Origin of the sequence: Oceanobacillus picturae, from assembly GCF_000612865.1 — a bacterium.
Taxonomy (GTDB): Bacteria; Bacillota; Bacilli; order Bacillales; family Amphibacillaceae; genus Oceanobacillus_B; species Oceanobacillus_B jordanicus.
Window position 1 is genome coordinate 541462 of sequence record NZ_CCAX010000001.1, and the last position, 13576, is coordinate 555037.

Below are 13576 nucleotides of genomic sequence, written 5' to 3' on the forward strand. Positions count from 1 at the left end.
ACTCCTTTCTAAAACCCGCTCTTTCCACACACGTATGTATTATAATAGAACAAATGTTTTACTTTTGTAAAGACTATAAACATATTCAAAAATACGTATATAAAATTGATTACCGGCCACCTAAGGCTCCCTCTATTTGTAGACATGTAATTAAGTATACTATAAAAGAAATCAGCTTGTATAGGTGAACCGTAGTGTCAGACCTTCTCTAGTCAAGCTAAATCGGTTAGAAAAACAGCAAAAAGGATGGTATTCTCTGATACCATCCCATGCAGTCTACCCTTTTACCAGTACGGCATGAACTACTTTTATACAAAGGTCCATTATAACTGTAAAGTTTTTTTCTTTAAGAAAATCGTAGGCTTCTTGATTAACTACCCCTTGTTGAGCCCAAAAAATCTTGCAGTTTGTTTGTGCTGCTTCTTCTGCTATGGCTGGCAGGTGTTCTGGTCTCCTAAAAACATTAATAATGTCTACGTCATGTGGTACGTCCTGCAAAGAAGAATACGCCTTCTCTCCTAAAACCTCATCCACTGTTGGATTAACGGGGATGATTCGATAGCCTTGTTTTTGCATTGCCTCCGAAATTTGGTAGGACGTTCTTTCAGGTTTGTCAGAAAGCCCGACCACTGCGATTGTTTTTGCATCTGTTAATAGTTGTTTTAATTGATCATTCGATGGATTTTCCCATGTCATGATGAATACCTCCCTAATTTCTATAATAAACCTTCATCTTGTAGAAATTCCTCAGCTACTTCCCTTGGAGAACGATCTTCATAATCCACTTCATAGTTCATCTCGCGCATTTGTTCATCTGTGATCTTTCCACCAAGTTGATTAAGAATATCTTTAAGTTCAGAATACTCTTTCATTGTTTCATTACGCAATAAAGGAGCACCTTGATATGGCGGAAATAGATTTTCCGGGTCTTCTAAGGTGACAAGATTTAATTCTACCATATAGCTATCTGTCGCATAAGCGTCAATGATATCAACCTCACTATTTGCTAAGGCGTCCTGTCTTATTCCTGGTTCCATGGTACGAATATTACTAATATCAAGGCCATAGACATCCTGCATGCCAACATATCCATCGTAGCGGTCATTAAACTCTAATGTGAAACCTGCCGTCACTTCATCCTCTACAGCTTGCAAGTCTCCAATTGTCTCTAAATTGTATTGATCAGCAAGTTCCTCTGTAGTTGCCACAGCATACGTATTATTAAAAGCCATTGGCTGTAGTAGAGCCATATCGTATCTCTCATCCATACCGATTTTAGCCTGTTCATAAACCTCTTTCGCATCATTGCTTTCCGCTTCTTCTTCCATAAGCGTCACAATTGCTGTTCCAGTAAATTCTGGATAGATATCAATACTCCCTTTATCTAAAGCACTAAACACAAAGGAAGTCTTCCCAAGCCCTGTTTCTAACTCAACATTTAAATCAGTATCTTCTTCAATCAACAACTTGTACATATTTGCTAGTATCGCTGGTTCAGAGCCGAGTTTACCGCCAATTATGATATCTGCTCTTTGAGAGCTGTTAAAAATAAACGGTGCGGTAACCACAAGCACTGCTATAAGTAACATGGCAACAAATGACTTAAAACCAGCTCTTTTTGAAATACGTTCAAATCCGCGCAGAATTAAATCGAGTATAATAGCCAGTAAAGCTGCCGGTATCGCCCCAAGTAGGATTAGATTGATATCTGCTCCTCGATCAATTCCTAAGAGAATCAGTTCGCCAAGCCCACCAGCTCCAATTAGTGCTGCAATTGTCGTGGTACCGACGATTAGTACCATAGACGTACGTATACCGGCCATAATTACCGGCATGGCAATTGGAAGTTCTACTTTAGAAAGTCGTTTAAACGAGTTCATCCCCATACCAATTGCCGCCTCTTTCAGTGCAGGGTCAACCCCGACGATTCCCGTATAACTGTTACGCAATATCGGGAGCAAACCATAAGCAGTTAGCGCAATGATAGCAGGTACTTTGCCTATGCCCAAAAACGGAATTAGGAATGCTAATACTGCCAGACTAGGTATGGTCTGCATTACTGCAGATATTCCTATTATTGGCTCAGCAACTCGGGGATATCTTGTGAGTATGAGTCCCAGTGGAACGGCTATTATAATTGCAATAACTAAGCTCAATAGGGAAATCTGTAAATGTTCCCATAACGTCTCTAACAATTGTCCTCTTCTATCTTGGAAAACGTTAATAAACTCCTGCATTACTGAATCACCCCGTTTTCGAGGGTTGTTTTACTTCTAAGGTATTCAACAATTTTCTTATTACTTAATACCCCAATTAGCTTCCCTTGTTTAATGACAGGGAATAGGTGTTGGGTATCCTGTTGTTGTATTAAAGCTGTAGCCTTATAAAGCGGGAGGTCATTCTCTAAGGTTAAAAATTCAGGCTTGATAGTACCCTTACTGACCACCCCTTCATACATGTTGTTTCTATCTGTAACAATATAGGTCACATTTTGATCAAAATTGCCTTGTTCAAATGCTTCTTTTGTAAGAACGTGACTTGATAATGGATCGCAAATAACGTCCACAGCTGTTTGCCAAGGTGATTTTCTTTCCCCAATAAAGTTCCTCACAAACTCTGTCTTGGGGTTTAAGATGAGCTGCTGCGGTGTGTCCAATTGTACGATTTCGCCATCCTTCATTAAACACACCCTATCACCAAGCGCCATCGCTTCATCCATGTCATGGGTAACAAAGAGAATAGTTTTCTTTATTTCCTTTTGCAATGTCTTTATGTCTGTCTGGAGTTGCTCCCTGCTGATCGGGTCAAGGGCACTAAATGGTTCGTCCATTAGAATAATATCTGGGTCAGCCGCCAAAGCGCGAACAACGCCGATCCGTTGTTGTTGGCCACCTGATAGTTCTCTAGGCATTCGTTTTTGATAAGTAGTAGGGTCTAATCCCACCATCTCCAATAATTCGTCGATTCTCTTTTTTACTTTTTTTCCTTTCCACTTTTTCATTTCGGGCACAACGGATATATTTTCTCCTATCGTCATGTGCGGAAATAATGCAATTTCCTGGAGAACATAGCCAATATTCCAACGTAGTTCATGTATGTTGTATGAATTTACTTTCTGTTCATTTATGTAGATGTCACCTGCCGTTGGTTCAATTAATCGATTAACCATTTTCATAGCGGTAGTTTTACCGCAACCACTCGGGCCGATTAACGTTACAATTTCACCGGCTTGCACCTTCAACGAGAACTCACGTATAGCCTCCGTTCCATCTGGGTAGATCTTTTTTACTTTATCAAATTCAATCATCTCTTGTTCCCCCTCAGCAATATACACAAACCATTTTCAATTTCTTAAAACCTTACCCTATCTTCGTGAAATAAAAACGTCAACTGGAATGTTTCTCTTTAAAATAATAAAAATGGTTCTTTCCCCACTTACTTCGTGCTAGAATGTAAATAGAATTTTTTTGCTACATACTAACCGGAAAGTAGGAATTATGATGGAATATATTATATTCGCTATTGTTGCTTATTTATTGGGTTCTATTCCAACAGCACTAATTGTTGGAAAACTGGGTTACAACCTGGATATACGCGAACATGGAAGCGGAAATCTCGGTGCGACCAATACATTTCGTGTGCTTGGATTCAAGGCTGGGAGTATCGTAATCGTTACAGATATTCTTAAAGGAACGATCGCTACATTAATCCCCCTTCTTTTTGACGCGGATGTTTATCGGTTGATAATCGGGTTATTTGCAGTAATTGGACATACCTATCCACTATTTGCTAAATTTAAAGGCGGAAAAGCAGTCGCTACTTCTGGCGGAATAATATTAGGGATTAACCCATTATTATTTGTCATTACGATAAGTACTTTTTTAGTTAGTCTTTATTTGTCAAAGTATGTTTCATTATCCTCTATCATCACCGGGGTGGTTGCAGTTATCGCTTCCTTTCTTTTTCAAGATACCGGACTTATTATTGTAACTGCACTGCTTATGCTATTTGTAACTTACCGACACAAAGCTAATATTAAGCGGATTAGAGAAAAGACCGAACCGAAGATCACATGGATGTAATTTCATCAAAACCAATAAATTGAATAATAAAAGGTGCTCACGTATACTTGTTTATACATGAATAGAAAGGGGACTGTGTCGTGAATACGAAATTCTTCCCACTAAAACAACTGCCATCCAAGGCAGAACGGCATAAATTATTCGGTTCAGTATTACCAGTTCCGAGAACAAAACCAATTGAAAAAAGTCAGATGGCTGACTTGCAAAATACAAAAAAAGATTTTCTTTTTGATTTAGATGCTGTAGGGATTTCAAATGTAAAACATCCTCTGTCAGTTACGGGGGACTTGGAACCAAAAATACAATCAAGTATAGCCAATATTTCCTTTTCAACTAGCTTGAAAAGCACAAGTAAAGGGACAAATATGAGTCGCTTTACAGAACAACTAAGTACCTATTACAGACAAGGTGTCTTCCAAGCTGATTGGCAACTATTAAAAACGTTCACAAAAGAATTAGCAGACCGACTCGATCAACAAGATGCGACAATTGAGTTGCAATTCCCTTGGTTCTTTGAACGACGTGGCCCTCAAAGTGATCTCGCAGGATTAAATCACGCGGATATAACCATGAAAGTAATCTATGACTATCAAACGGGTTATACCCTCTCCGCTTCTTTATCAGCATTAATTACTACACTTTGTCCATGTTCCAAAGAAATTAGTGAATACAGCGCACATAACCAAAGAGGTGTTGTATCAATAGATGTGGAACTAAATGAAGGAGCAGTTCAAGCAGAGATGGACTGGAAAACACTGCTCTTAGAAGCGGCAGAAAGTAATGCTAGTGCAAGGATTCACCCAGTGCTTAAACGACCAGATGAAAAAATGGTAACGGAACAAGCTTATGAAAACCCACGCTTTGTTGAAGATATGGTTCGTCTCGTTGCAGCTGACTTATACGAAATGGATATGGTTGATAAATTCCAAGTTGCTTGTCGAAATGAAGAGTCTATCCATATGCATGATGCCATTGCTTCTGTTACGTATGATAAGCGCACTGAGAATCTCGGGTAATATCGATGAAATATCTATTCATTGGGCTCATTACATTTTACCGGAAAGCAATAAGTCCATTTACTCCAAGAACATGTCGTTTCTATCCAAGCTGTTCGGAATACGGCCTTGAAGCGTTTAAAAAATTCGGTGCCATTAAAGGAACATATTTAACAGTAAAAAGAATTAGCAAATGCCACCCTTTTCATGAAGGCGGTGTTGATTTAGTACCGGAGAAAAAACAAAAGATCAGGAAATAGTTTCAAAAGGAGTTGTCACAATTGAAGTTGCAGGTTAGCAAGGAAGCTGCTAAATGGTATAAAGAAGAATTAGACTTAGAAGAGAATAGCCCAATACGTTTTTATGTTAGGTACGGCGGGGTAGGTGGAAATCTTCCTGGTTTTTCCCTCGGAGTTGCTGTTCAAGAACCAGAGAACAAGCATGCTTCTGTTATTGTGGAGGGAGTTTCTTTCTACGTAGAAACAAAGGACGCCTGGTACTTTGAAGACAAGGATTTAAAAGTACAGATGAATAATAAACTTGCAGAACCTGCCTTTAAATACACGTCGCTTAATAAGTAAACAATCTATCAAAAAACAACAGCACAGAGAAGTCCCACGTGCTGTTGTTTTCTTATTTAGTCAATAAATTAAATTGTTCTAGTTGCTTCCATTGCTTTTCGGAAAGTAATATATCCCGTTGTTTATCTCCAAACAAATCAAAATGGGGAAATTTTTGGTCCCTGTGAATCCATTCAGCTTCTAAACCATATTGTCTTCCCCATTTAGTTAGTTTCTGGAGATCATTACAACCAACCTTTGTAACGGTTGTACACCCAGGAAATCGATTATCGAGCCAATAGTGTGTTAAGATTGCAATTTCTCCAGCAAGTACTTTCTTCTTCCAGGAAGTTAACTCATCTCTTTTTAAACCAAACGCCATGCCTCTTATCCCTCTTTCAATTTGTTGCTGTATGCTTCATGCCATTCAGGAAAAGCTTTTCTAAGCGAAAGTGGTCGAAAGCTGTCTTTTTTCACAATCACATGCTCCGTCTTACCGCTAACTGCTACATGTTTTTTTGAATTGAGAATCTGATATCCATAGACTGTTCGTAATCCATCGTAACTTTCCAACCATGTTTCTACAACCGTTTCTTCACCATAACGAATGGGCTTTTTAAAGCTAATCGTAGCATCTGTAACAGGTGATACAACACCCTGCTCCTCCATCGCTCCGTATCGTAATCCTAGTGATTCTATAAATTTTGTTCTCCCTATTTCAAACCATACTAAATAATTGGCATGGTAGACGACACCCATTTGGTCGGTTTCCTGATAACGTACTTCAATTGGTGTTTGCACTTTATTCAACAATGATTCCTCCAATACAGCTTGTTACACTTTATATCCTACCATATCTACCAAAGTCTCTGCTTAATGAAACACTTATAAAGTGAAACTTCAATCAGTGGGGTTTTCATTCTTCCCCCACTGATTGTTAGTTGAACAAATTCGCATGTTAGACCGTCTACCCCCACTTAAACATCTTCGTTTTACTTTATGTTTTGAAGTGGGAGTCTTACGGACGGTTGCACCGCGATAAAAGATCAAGAAAAACGTTATATTAAAATAAAAGTCGAACGAAAGCTCAAGTCCTTTACCAAGGATTTGCATTCGTTCGACTTTAAATACTGTGTAAAGTTATGTGAAGCAATACAATATCTAGTCAAGTGCATTATATTCATCTTTGATTTCATTACGCATTGCATCAATTGCTTCTTCACGACGTTTATTTTTCGTTTCAATAGCTTGCTTTTCCTCACCATCAGTAAAACGCATGGTTTCATGGGACTTCTCAATGTTTTGAATTGTATCTTGCACCATATTTTGCAATTTCTCTACGTTATCACTACGGTCATCAGGTTTTGGTTTGTGTGAATGGTTATCAGTCAACTTCATGCTTTTATTCTAACTTATTATTAGAAAGCTATACGTCCTTTTTTATCAGGAAGATCATTTTAACGTTATCAAGGCATAAAAATACTCCTCTGAAATTTCAGAGGAGCTCATCTTTCTAAGATTCTTTCTTTTCTAGGGTTTGATTCATTTTCATTTCTAAATTCCGCTCTATTCTTTCTAATAATGAAGCGTCCTGCATAATTTGCTTTTTATTGTCCTGTACGAGTTGTTCAAATGATATTTTCTTTTTCAAAGAAATGGTAATTCACTCCTTTTTAAATAGAAGTATTACCATTCCTCTTTATTTTCATACTATTATTCCATTTGTGAAATACTTTCCACCATGAAATCATACGTCATGGGCCCTGATTTCCGAGGTAATGCGATCTTACCATTTGAACCAATAAAGTACGTTGTTGGGACATTATATACCTTATAAGCTGTACTTAATTCTCCATCTTCATCAAGTGGCATCGTGTAAGTATACTTGAACTTTTCTTGAAACTTTTGGACATCACTTATACCCTTCGCTTCTGAATCTGTCATATTAACAGCTAAAATCTCTACTTCATTCCCATATTCTTCCTGAATAGTTTGCATTTCTGGCATTTCTTTCTTGCATGGTGGACACCATGTCGCCCAAAAATTTAGAATGACCTTTTTCCCCTTAAAGTCTGAAAGCTGAATCGGTTCACCATTTAGCGTTTGTAGGCTAAAATCAGGTGCCGCTTCTCCTGGTTCTAGTCCAGCACTTTCGACTGGTGCAATTGCTCCGCCCTCAGAGCTTGTATTCATTTCACTCGCTTTTTCAGTCTCTGCTTCTTTTTGATTATCAAAGAAGTTAAATACAACAATACCTACCAATACAAGCAAAACACCTGTTGCAATTATATTTTTAATCATCTTTTAGCTCCTTTAATACACATTCCTGACAAATTGATTCTCTTCTTATGTTAGTTAGAAAAGAGCCTTTTGTAAAGTAAACTTTCTTATAATACTAGTTGACTTCTTCCCCCTATTTTTCACTTAGCATATAGTAAGAAAAGCTTGTTACACAAAAAAACCGCGCATACACAGAAATACTGTGAGGCACGGTTTCATTCTTAACAATTATTCATTACGTAAACAGTATTGTTATACGACTTGTTTACTGTAAGGAATTACGGCTTTTATTTTTTTAATTTGTCGCGAAGCACCATTTGTAGTATGCCACCATGACGGTAGTAGTCAATTTCCACTTCACTGTCAAAACGAGCAACTGCCTTGAATGTTGTAATATTACCATTTTCATCTGTTGCGGTAACATTTACAAGATCATGTGGTTTTACACTTTCGTCTACTTCAATATTAAAGGTTTCTCGACCAGTTAGACCAAGCTTTTCAGCACTTTCACCTTTTTCAAACTGTAGTGGTAAAACACCCATCATAACTAAGTTTGAACGGTGAATACGTTCAAAGCTTTCAGCAATAACCGTTTTAATACCTAAAAGGTTTGTACCTTTGGCTGCCCAGTCACGTGATGAGCCCATACCATAGTCTTTTCCACCCATAATAATAAGGCCAGTGCCATCTTGTTGGTATTTCATTGCTGCATCATAGATCGGCATTACTTCCTCAGTAGGCCAGTAAGTTGTATATCCACCCTCTGTCCCAGGAGCAAGTAAGTTACGAATACGAATGTTTGCAAATGTACCACGCATCATTATTTCGTGGTTACCACGACGGGAACCATATGAGTTAAAGTTACGAGGTGAAACACCTTTGTTCTGTAAATGCTTGCCTGCAGGCATATCCTTAGCAATTGCCCCAGCAGGTGAAATATGGTCTGTTGTTACAGAGTCGCCAAAGTGACCAATGGCACGTAAGTTTACTAATGGATTCACTTTGCCGGCGTCTTTGCTAAGTCCTTCAAAGAACGGTGGATTCTGAATGTACGTTGAATCATCATTCCATTTAAACAATGGTTCATCCGTTGTATCAATTTCATTCCAGCGTTCGTTAGATTGGAACACATTTTCATATTCTTTGCGGAAAATCTCAGGTTTGACAACATTTGCCACCTGTTCTTTAATATCTTCCATCGATGGCCATATATCATCCATATAAACTGGCTTGCCATCTTTATCTTCACCAATCGGCTCTTTGGTTAAGTCAACATCCACTGTACCAGCAAGGGCATAAGCTACTACAAGTGGCGGTGAAGCCAAATAATTCGCTTTAACTAACGGATGAATCCTTCCCTCAAAGTTTCGGTTACCTGATAGGACAGAAGAAACAAGCAAATCATTGTCCATGATGGATTGTTCTATTTCTTCACGCAAAGGACCTGAGTTCCCAATACAAGTTGTACAACCATAACCAACAAGGTTGAAGCCAAGTTTATCAAGATAAGGCGTTAAACCAGCATCTTCCAAATATCTTGTTACAACTTTAGAACCGGGTGCCAAAGAAGTTTTTACATAGTCAGGTACCTTCATACCCTTTTCAACAGCATTCTTCGCAAGCAGTCCAGCACCAAGCATTACGTATGGGTTTGACGTATTTGTACAAGAAGTAATAGCAGCGATTGCCAATGCGCCCGTTTTCATAACTGAGCTATTACCATTTGGATGATTAACTGTTACCTCTTTTTTAAATTCTTTTTTATCCATCCCGAAGCCTTGGTTGCCTGCAGGCGCGGTTACAGCTTTATTAAATTCTTTTTTCATGTTTGATAGTGCTATTAAATCTTGTGGACGTTTTGGACCTGAAAGGTTTGGTTCCAGTTCAGAAAGGTTAATTTCGACTAATTCGGTATATTCCGGATCTGCCTGATCTGGAGAATACCAAAGGTCATTTTCCTTACAATACGTTTCTACAAGATTTATTTGCTCTTCGTCCCGCCCAGTTAGGCGTAGATAGTTTAATGACTCTTCATCAACAGGGAAGAATCCACATGTTGCGCCATATTCCGGAGCCATGTTTGAAATGGTTGCTCTGTCTGCAAGTGGCATGTCTTGGAGACCAGGACCAAAGTATTCAACAAACTTGCCAACCACTTTCTTTTCACGAAGTACTTGTGTTACTTTCAAGGCTAAGTCTGTTGCAGTTGTTCCTTGAGGGAAACTACCTGTGAATTTAACACCAATTACTTCTGGAGCAGGGAAAAAGGACGGTTGACCAAGCATTCCTGCTTCAGCTTCGATACCTCCAACTCCCCATCCTAGTACACCAAGTCCGTTAATCATCGTTGTATGGGAGTCAGTACCTACCAATGTATCTGGAAATGCATCATACTCTCCGTTTTCATTTTCAATGCCATGTACTACATTGGCAATATACTCAAGGTTAACCTGGTGAACGATACCTGTTGCAGGTGGTACTGCACGATAATTTTCAAATGCTTTTTGCGCCCAATTCAAAAATTCATAGCGCTCGGCATTACGCTCAAATTCAAGATCCATGTTTGCTTTTAGTGCATTCGCTGTTCCGTATTGATCAACCTGTACGGAGTGGTCTATTACAAGATCAACTGGAACTTCAGGGTTAATTTCATTTGGCTCTCCACCCATATCTACCATGGCTTTTCGTAATGATGCCAAATCAACCACAGCAGGAACGCCTGTGAAATCTTGAAGTATAACTCTGGAAGGTTTAAAAGGAACATCTACACCTTTGCCTTCTTTTGTGCCCCATTTTGTTAGTCTTTCAACGTGTTCATTTTTGATTTGTCGTCCATCATGTTGGCGTAGCAATGACTCTAGTAATACGCGAACTGAAAACGGCAAACGGCCAATTTTACCATGGCCAGCTTCTTCAAGTGTTTTTAGACGATAATAATTGTACTTTTTCCCGTTCAAATCAAACTGTTTTTTCGCATCATAAACATTATGATTCCCCATTTTGTCTTCCCCTTTCAGACATACTTCACTTAATCATTTAATAAACTCTACAAATTTCGACTGCTTTTATACTATTACTCTATCATTCATATAAAAGCGATTTCCTTACAATTATATCTTAAAGGATAATCGAGGAGAAAACAAACCATTCCCTTTTTCTTGCATATACTAATATCTTATGTAGAGTGATAAGTTTTACTTATTAGTTTGTTTAAAAAAACCAAGTGCAACGAATAACCAGATCATTTATGAAAAATCATGTGGAACGTACTTCCACCCTTCTCGTTTTGACTGATCTCTAATCTTGCCTGGTGCGACGCAAGGATTTGTCTTGTAATCATGATTCCAAGTCCCGTACCTGTTTGCTTTGTTGTAAAAAAAGGCTCGCCTAACTTATGTATGATTTCTTCTGGAATGCCGGGACCCTCGTCGCTGATACTAATTTTAACTACTTCTTCACTGTCTTTTACGTAAAACGTAATAAAACCTGGTGATTCCATTGCTTCAATTGCGTTTTTCAGCAAATTAATTAGGACCTGTTTAATTTGGGAACGATCGCAGTTAATCTGTGCTTTATCTGCTCCATCCACTCTAATGTCTATGCCCTTTAATTTGGCTTGTGGTCCTAAAAGAACTGTTACATCGTGAATCATATCTTTAATAGATTCCATTTTTCGATTGTCCGTTAAAGGCTTTGAAATAAAGAGTAATTCAGATGTTATCGTTTCTATCTTTTCTATTTCTTCCACCATGATTTGATAATATTCCTCTTTACCCTTAACACCAGCTTGTAAAAGCTGAAGAAACCCTTTTAAAGAGGTCAAAGGATTACGTATTTCATGTGCGATCCCAGCAGCAAGCTGTCCAGCTACTGACATCTTTTCTGAACGGATCATCATTTCTTCTGCTTCTTTTTTATCTGTAATATCTTTTAAAGTCGAAATATAGTATTTTGTGTTGGTTGCATTATCCGTTAACTTCGCGACCTTGCATTCTGACCAAATGTATTTGCCATTATTATTTAATATATTTACATTAATTTTCTGAAAGGAATCAGAAGCATTCTCCAACTGTTCTCTAATATAACTCACATCTTCTGCCGATATTTTTTCGTACCAGTAGGTGCCTCTTAGATCAGAAGTTTGGTAGCCCAATAAATCCTCTATTGAGCTAGAGATGTAAATAACCTTACCACTCTCATCCCAGACTGTCACAATATCATGGTTGTTTTTTTCTACCCAATCTACCATGTATAGGGGTAGTTTCGATAATGCTTCAAAGGTATCCTGTGTATTGGCGGGTTCTGCTTTTTTTACAGTATGTTCAACTTGATATTTATCTTGATCTCTGTTCTTAAAAGCCATAGTACTCCCCCTCTTTGTCATAATGTAACAACCATTTGGCGTCTCATAATTCTAAATTATGATATATAATGCGATAATATGTCGCTTGTTTGCAGTAATTTTTCCTATTATAATATGATATAATTGTTGTACCTGTTATCTTTATGAATATATACCCAATTATTAGTAATATTACTATACCTGCGTAAAAAAATAAATTACTTATGTAAAATACTTGTAACAATTTGTAATTTCATTCGATTATTTGAAGAAAAAGGTGAAACGATGTCGGGATTTGTAGATTATTCTGTTATAATCATTTTATGGGGCTTTCTTATGATTATGTTTATGGCAATAGGCGGTTTTTTCATGTTTCGTAAATTTTTGAAACGACTCCCTAAAGAAGATGGTAAGTCCATTATGGACTGGGAAGAATACTACATGGAAAAAAGTCAACATATGTGGGAAGCAGAAGAGAAAGAACTCCTTGAAGAATTGGTTTCCCCTGTGCCTGAATTATTTAGAGATATTGCAAGACATAAAATCGCAAGTAAAATTGGAGAAATTGCGCTCAAGAGAGAAATGAGTGCTATCAATCAAGAAGTGTTAATTGAAGGATATATTCTAGCTACACCAAAGCGGGATCATAAGTTTCTAAGAAAAAAATTAAAAGAAAAGAACATCCAAGTTACTCCATATGAACATTTGTTTAACATGGCAAAAGAGGATTATACCCCGGATTGGGAAAAACGAATGGAAGACAATAATAAAAAGAAGTCCGAACACTAAACATTTCGGACTTCTTTTTATGCATTAACATGTAATTGCTTTTCAAGCTGAAGAAATTTATACAACATACAGCATCTCCAAGTAAATATCATCCCAAATGCCAAGATAAAAAACATTCCACTTGTTTCCCCTGCTGAAATACTGCTACCGATGATCAGTTTCATTACAATTCGAAAAAGCAGTAAACCAAAGAGAATAAAAACAAACGATTTTGAGGGAATCAAATAGATCGCTTCATGCCGAATCTCAAATCTGGAAGCTCTAACTAAGAAAAACGAGCAAATAACGCCTACGATAAGAGCTTCTAAAAACTGGCTTAAGCTAATCTGAAAAACAGGAAATATAAACATTAATGCACCTGTACTCATAAAAAGGGGCGGCAACATAATTTTTTTAACCGAAGCCGGCTTTTTAGCCCCCCTTAAGCGAACAAAAATCATAGTCACAGCCATACAGGCTGCAACAATAGTACTGGCTACCAACCAAAACATAATGACATTACCTCATACTTTCTATCAGGTTATCCCC

The 13576-nt window shown here is 37.8% G+C and carries 16 protein-coding genes; 5 read left to right on the forward strand and 11 right to left on the reverse strand.

The features are described 5' to 3' along the window. Positions 1–276 precede the first annotated feature (276 nt). From BN988_RS02775 to BN988_RS02785, 3 genes are read right to left on the reverse strand one after another with little or no spacing between them, the layout of a single operon-like run. Positions 277–696 carry a CoA-binding protein gene (locus BN988_RS02775; protein WP_036572929.1) on the reverse strand — a complete coding sequence of 140 codons (420 nt, stop codon included), beginning with the start codon at positions 694–696 and terminating at the stop codon, positions 277–279. Between the two features lie 20 nt (positions 697–716). Continuing rightward, a complete protein-coding gene (locus tag BN988_RS02780) occupies positions 717–2237 on the reverse strand; it encodes an ABC transporter permease/substrate-binding protein (protein ID WP_036572931.1) in 1521 nt (506 codons plus the stop codon). Further along, on the reverse strand, positions 2237–3307 hold the full coding sequence (locus tag BN988_RS02785) for an ABC transporter ATP-binding protein (RefSeq protein WP_036572932.1): 1071 nt from the start codon (positions 3305–3307) through the stop codon (positions 2237–2239). Before BN988_RS02785 ends, BN988_RS02780 begins: the two co-directional genes overlap by 1 nt. 193 nt (positions 3308–3500) lie before the next feature. On the opposite strand from BN988_RS02785, the gene plsY reads away from it, so the two are divergent. The 4 genes from plsY to BN988_RS02805 all read left to right on the forward strand — a co-directional run bounded on the left by plsY (position 3501) and on the right by BN988_RS02805 (position 5658). Then, positions 3501–4082, forward strand: a complete 582-nt coding sequence (gene plsY / locus BN988_RS02790; protein ID WP_036572933.1) for a glycerol-3-phosphate 1-O-acyltransferase PlsY — start codon at positions 3501–3503, stop codon at positions 4080–4082. 80 nt (positions 4083–4162) lie between these two features. Continuing rightward, complete coding sequence (gene folE2, locus BN988_RS02795) at positions 4163–5098, forward strand: GTP cyclohydrolase FolE2 (RefSeq protein ID WP_036572934.1); 936 nt, start codon at positions 4163–4165, stop codon at positions 5096–5098. 5 nt (positions 5099–5103) lie between these two features. Continuing rightward, entirely contained in the window at positions 5104–5337 is a 234-nt protein-coding gene (gene yidD / locus BN988_RS02800; RefSeq protein ID WP_036572935.1) for a membrane protein insertion efficiency factor YidD, read from the forward strand. Positions 5338–5358: 21 nt separating this feature from the next. Next, positions 5359–5658 carry a HesB/YadR/YfhF family protein gene (locus tag BN988_RS02805; RefSeq protein ID WP_036572936.1) on the forward strand — a complete coding sequence of 100 codons (300 nt, stop codon included), beginning with the start codon at positions 5359–5361 and terminating at the stop codon, positions 5656–5658. Positions 5659–5710: 52 nt separating this feature from the next. Here BN988_RS02805 and BN988_RS02810 read toward each other — a convergent pair whose 3' ends face one another. From BN988_RS02810 to BN988_RS02835, 7 genes are all read right to left on the reverse strand, one after another. Next, the gene (locus tag BN988_RS02810; protein ID WP_036572937.1) at positions 5711–6019 is read right to left on the reverse strand and encodes a hypothetical protein; all 309 of its coding nucleotides are present in this window, start codon (positions 6017–6019) and stop codon (positions 5711–5713) included. A 5-nt stretch (positions 6020–6024) separates the two neighbouring features. Then, positions 6025–6447: an acyl-CoA thioesterase gene (locus tag BN988_RS02815; RefSeq protein WP_036572938.1), complete on the reverse strand. Its 423-nt coding sequence runs from the start codon at positions 6445–6447 to the stop codon at positions 6025–6027. Between the two features lie 351 nt (positions 6448–6798). Further along, positions 6799–7035: a small acid-soluble spore protein Tlp gene (gene tlp, locus BN988_RS02820; RefSeq protein ID WP_036572939.1), complete on the reverse strand. Its 237-nt coding sequence runs from the start codon at positions 7033–7035 to the stop codon at positions 6799–6801. 115 nt (positions 7036–7150) lie between these two features. After that, positions 7151–7288 carry an FbpB family small basic protein gene (locus BN988_RS18530; protein WP_231495182.1) on the reverse strand — a complete coding sequence of 46 codons (138 nt, stop codon included), beginning with the start codon at positions 7286–7288 and terminating at the stop codon, positions 7151–7153. 62 nt (positions 7289–7350) lie between these two features. Beyond that, entirely contained in the window at positions 7351–7938 is a 588-nt protein-coding gene (locus tag BN988_RS02825) for a TlpA family protein disulfide reductase (RefSeq protein ID WP_036572941.1), read from the reverse strand. A 266-nt stretch (positions 7939–8204) separates the two neighbouring features. Further along, positions 8205–10916, reverse strand: coding sequence for an aconitate hydratase AcnA (gene acnA, locus BN988_RS02830; RefSeq protein WP_036572942.1), 2712 nt, complete (start codon positions 10914–10916; stop codon positions 8205–8207). Between the two features lie 242 nt (positions 10917–11158). Then, positions 11159–12280 carry an ATP-binding protein gene (locus BN988_RS02835; protein WP_231495183.1) on the reverse strand — a complete coding sequence of 374 codons (1122 nt, stop codon included), beginning with the start codon at positions 12278–12280 and terminating at the stop codon, positions 11159–11161. Between the two features lie 264 nt (positions 12281–12544). Here BN988_RS02835 and BN988_RS02840 point away from each other — a divergent pair, with 264 nt between their 5' ends. After that, the gene (locus BN988_RS02840) at positions 12545–13048 is read left to right on the forward strand and encodes a DUF2621 family protein (protein ID WP_036572944.1); all 504 of its coding nucleotides are present in this window, start codon (positions 12545–12547) and stop codon (positions 13046–13048) included. Positions 13049–13065: 17 nt separating this feature from the next. Here the strand turns inward: BN988_RS02840 and BN988_RS02845 are convergent, their stop codons facing one another. Beyond that, complete coding sequence (locus BN988_RS02845) at positions 13066–13539, reverse strand: CcdC family protein (RefSeq protein ID WP_036572945.1); 474 nt, start codon at positions 13537–13539, stop codon at positions 13066–13068. Positions 13540–13576 lie beyond the last annotated feature (37 nt).

Bases quoted from the DNA above. Each gene is read 5' to 3' on its own strand.
- BN988_RS02810 (WP_036572937.1), bottom strand. From the start codon at position 6,019: ATGGCGTTTGGTTTAAAAAGAGATGAGTTAACTTCCTGGAAGAAGAAA.
- tlp (WP_036572939.1), bottom strand. From the start codon at position 7,035: ATGAAGTTGACTGATAACCATTCACACAAACCAAAACCTGATGACCGT.
- BN988_RS02780 (WP_036572931.1), bottom strand. From the start codon at position 2,237: ATGCAGGAGTTTATTAACGTTTTCCAAGATAGAAGAGGACAATTGTTA.
- yidD (WP_036572935.1), top strand. From the start codon at position 5,104: ATGAAATATCTATTCATTGGGCTCATTACATTTTACCGGAAAGCAATA.
- acnA (WP_036572942.1), bottom strand. From the start codon at position 10,916: ATGGGGAATCATAATGTTTATGATGCGAAAAAACAGTTTGATTTGAAC.
- BN988_RS02785 (WP_036572932.1), bottom strand. From the start codon at position 3,307: ATGATTGAATTTGATAAAGTAAAAAAGATCTACCCAGATGGAACGGAG.
- BN988_RS02845 (WP_036572945.1), bottom strand. From the start codon at position 13,539: ATGTTTTGGTTGGTAGCCAGTACTATTGTTGCAGCCTGTATGGCTGTG.
- BN988_RS02825 (WP_036572941.1), bottom strand. From the start codon at position 7,938: ATGATTAAAAATATAATTGCAACAGGTGTTTTGCTTGTATTGGTAGGT.
- BN988_RS02775 (WP_036572929.1), bottom strand. From the start codon at position 696: ATGACATGGGAAAATCCATCGAATGATCAATTAAAACAACTATTAACA.
- plsY (WP_036572933.1), top strand. From the start codon at position 3,501: ATGGAATATATTATATTCGCTATTGTTGCTTATTTATTGGGTTCTATT.
- BN988_RS02835 (WP_231495183.1), bottom strand. From the start codon at position 12,280: ATGGCTTTTAAGAACAGAGATCAAGATAAATATCAAGTTGAACATACT.
- BN988_RS02840 (WP_036572944.1), top strand. From the start codon at position 12,545: ATGTCGGGATTTGTAGATTATTCTGTTATAATCATTTTATGGGGCTTT.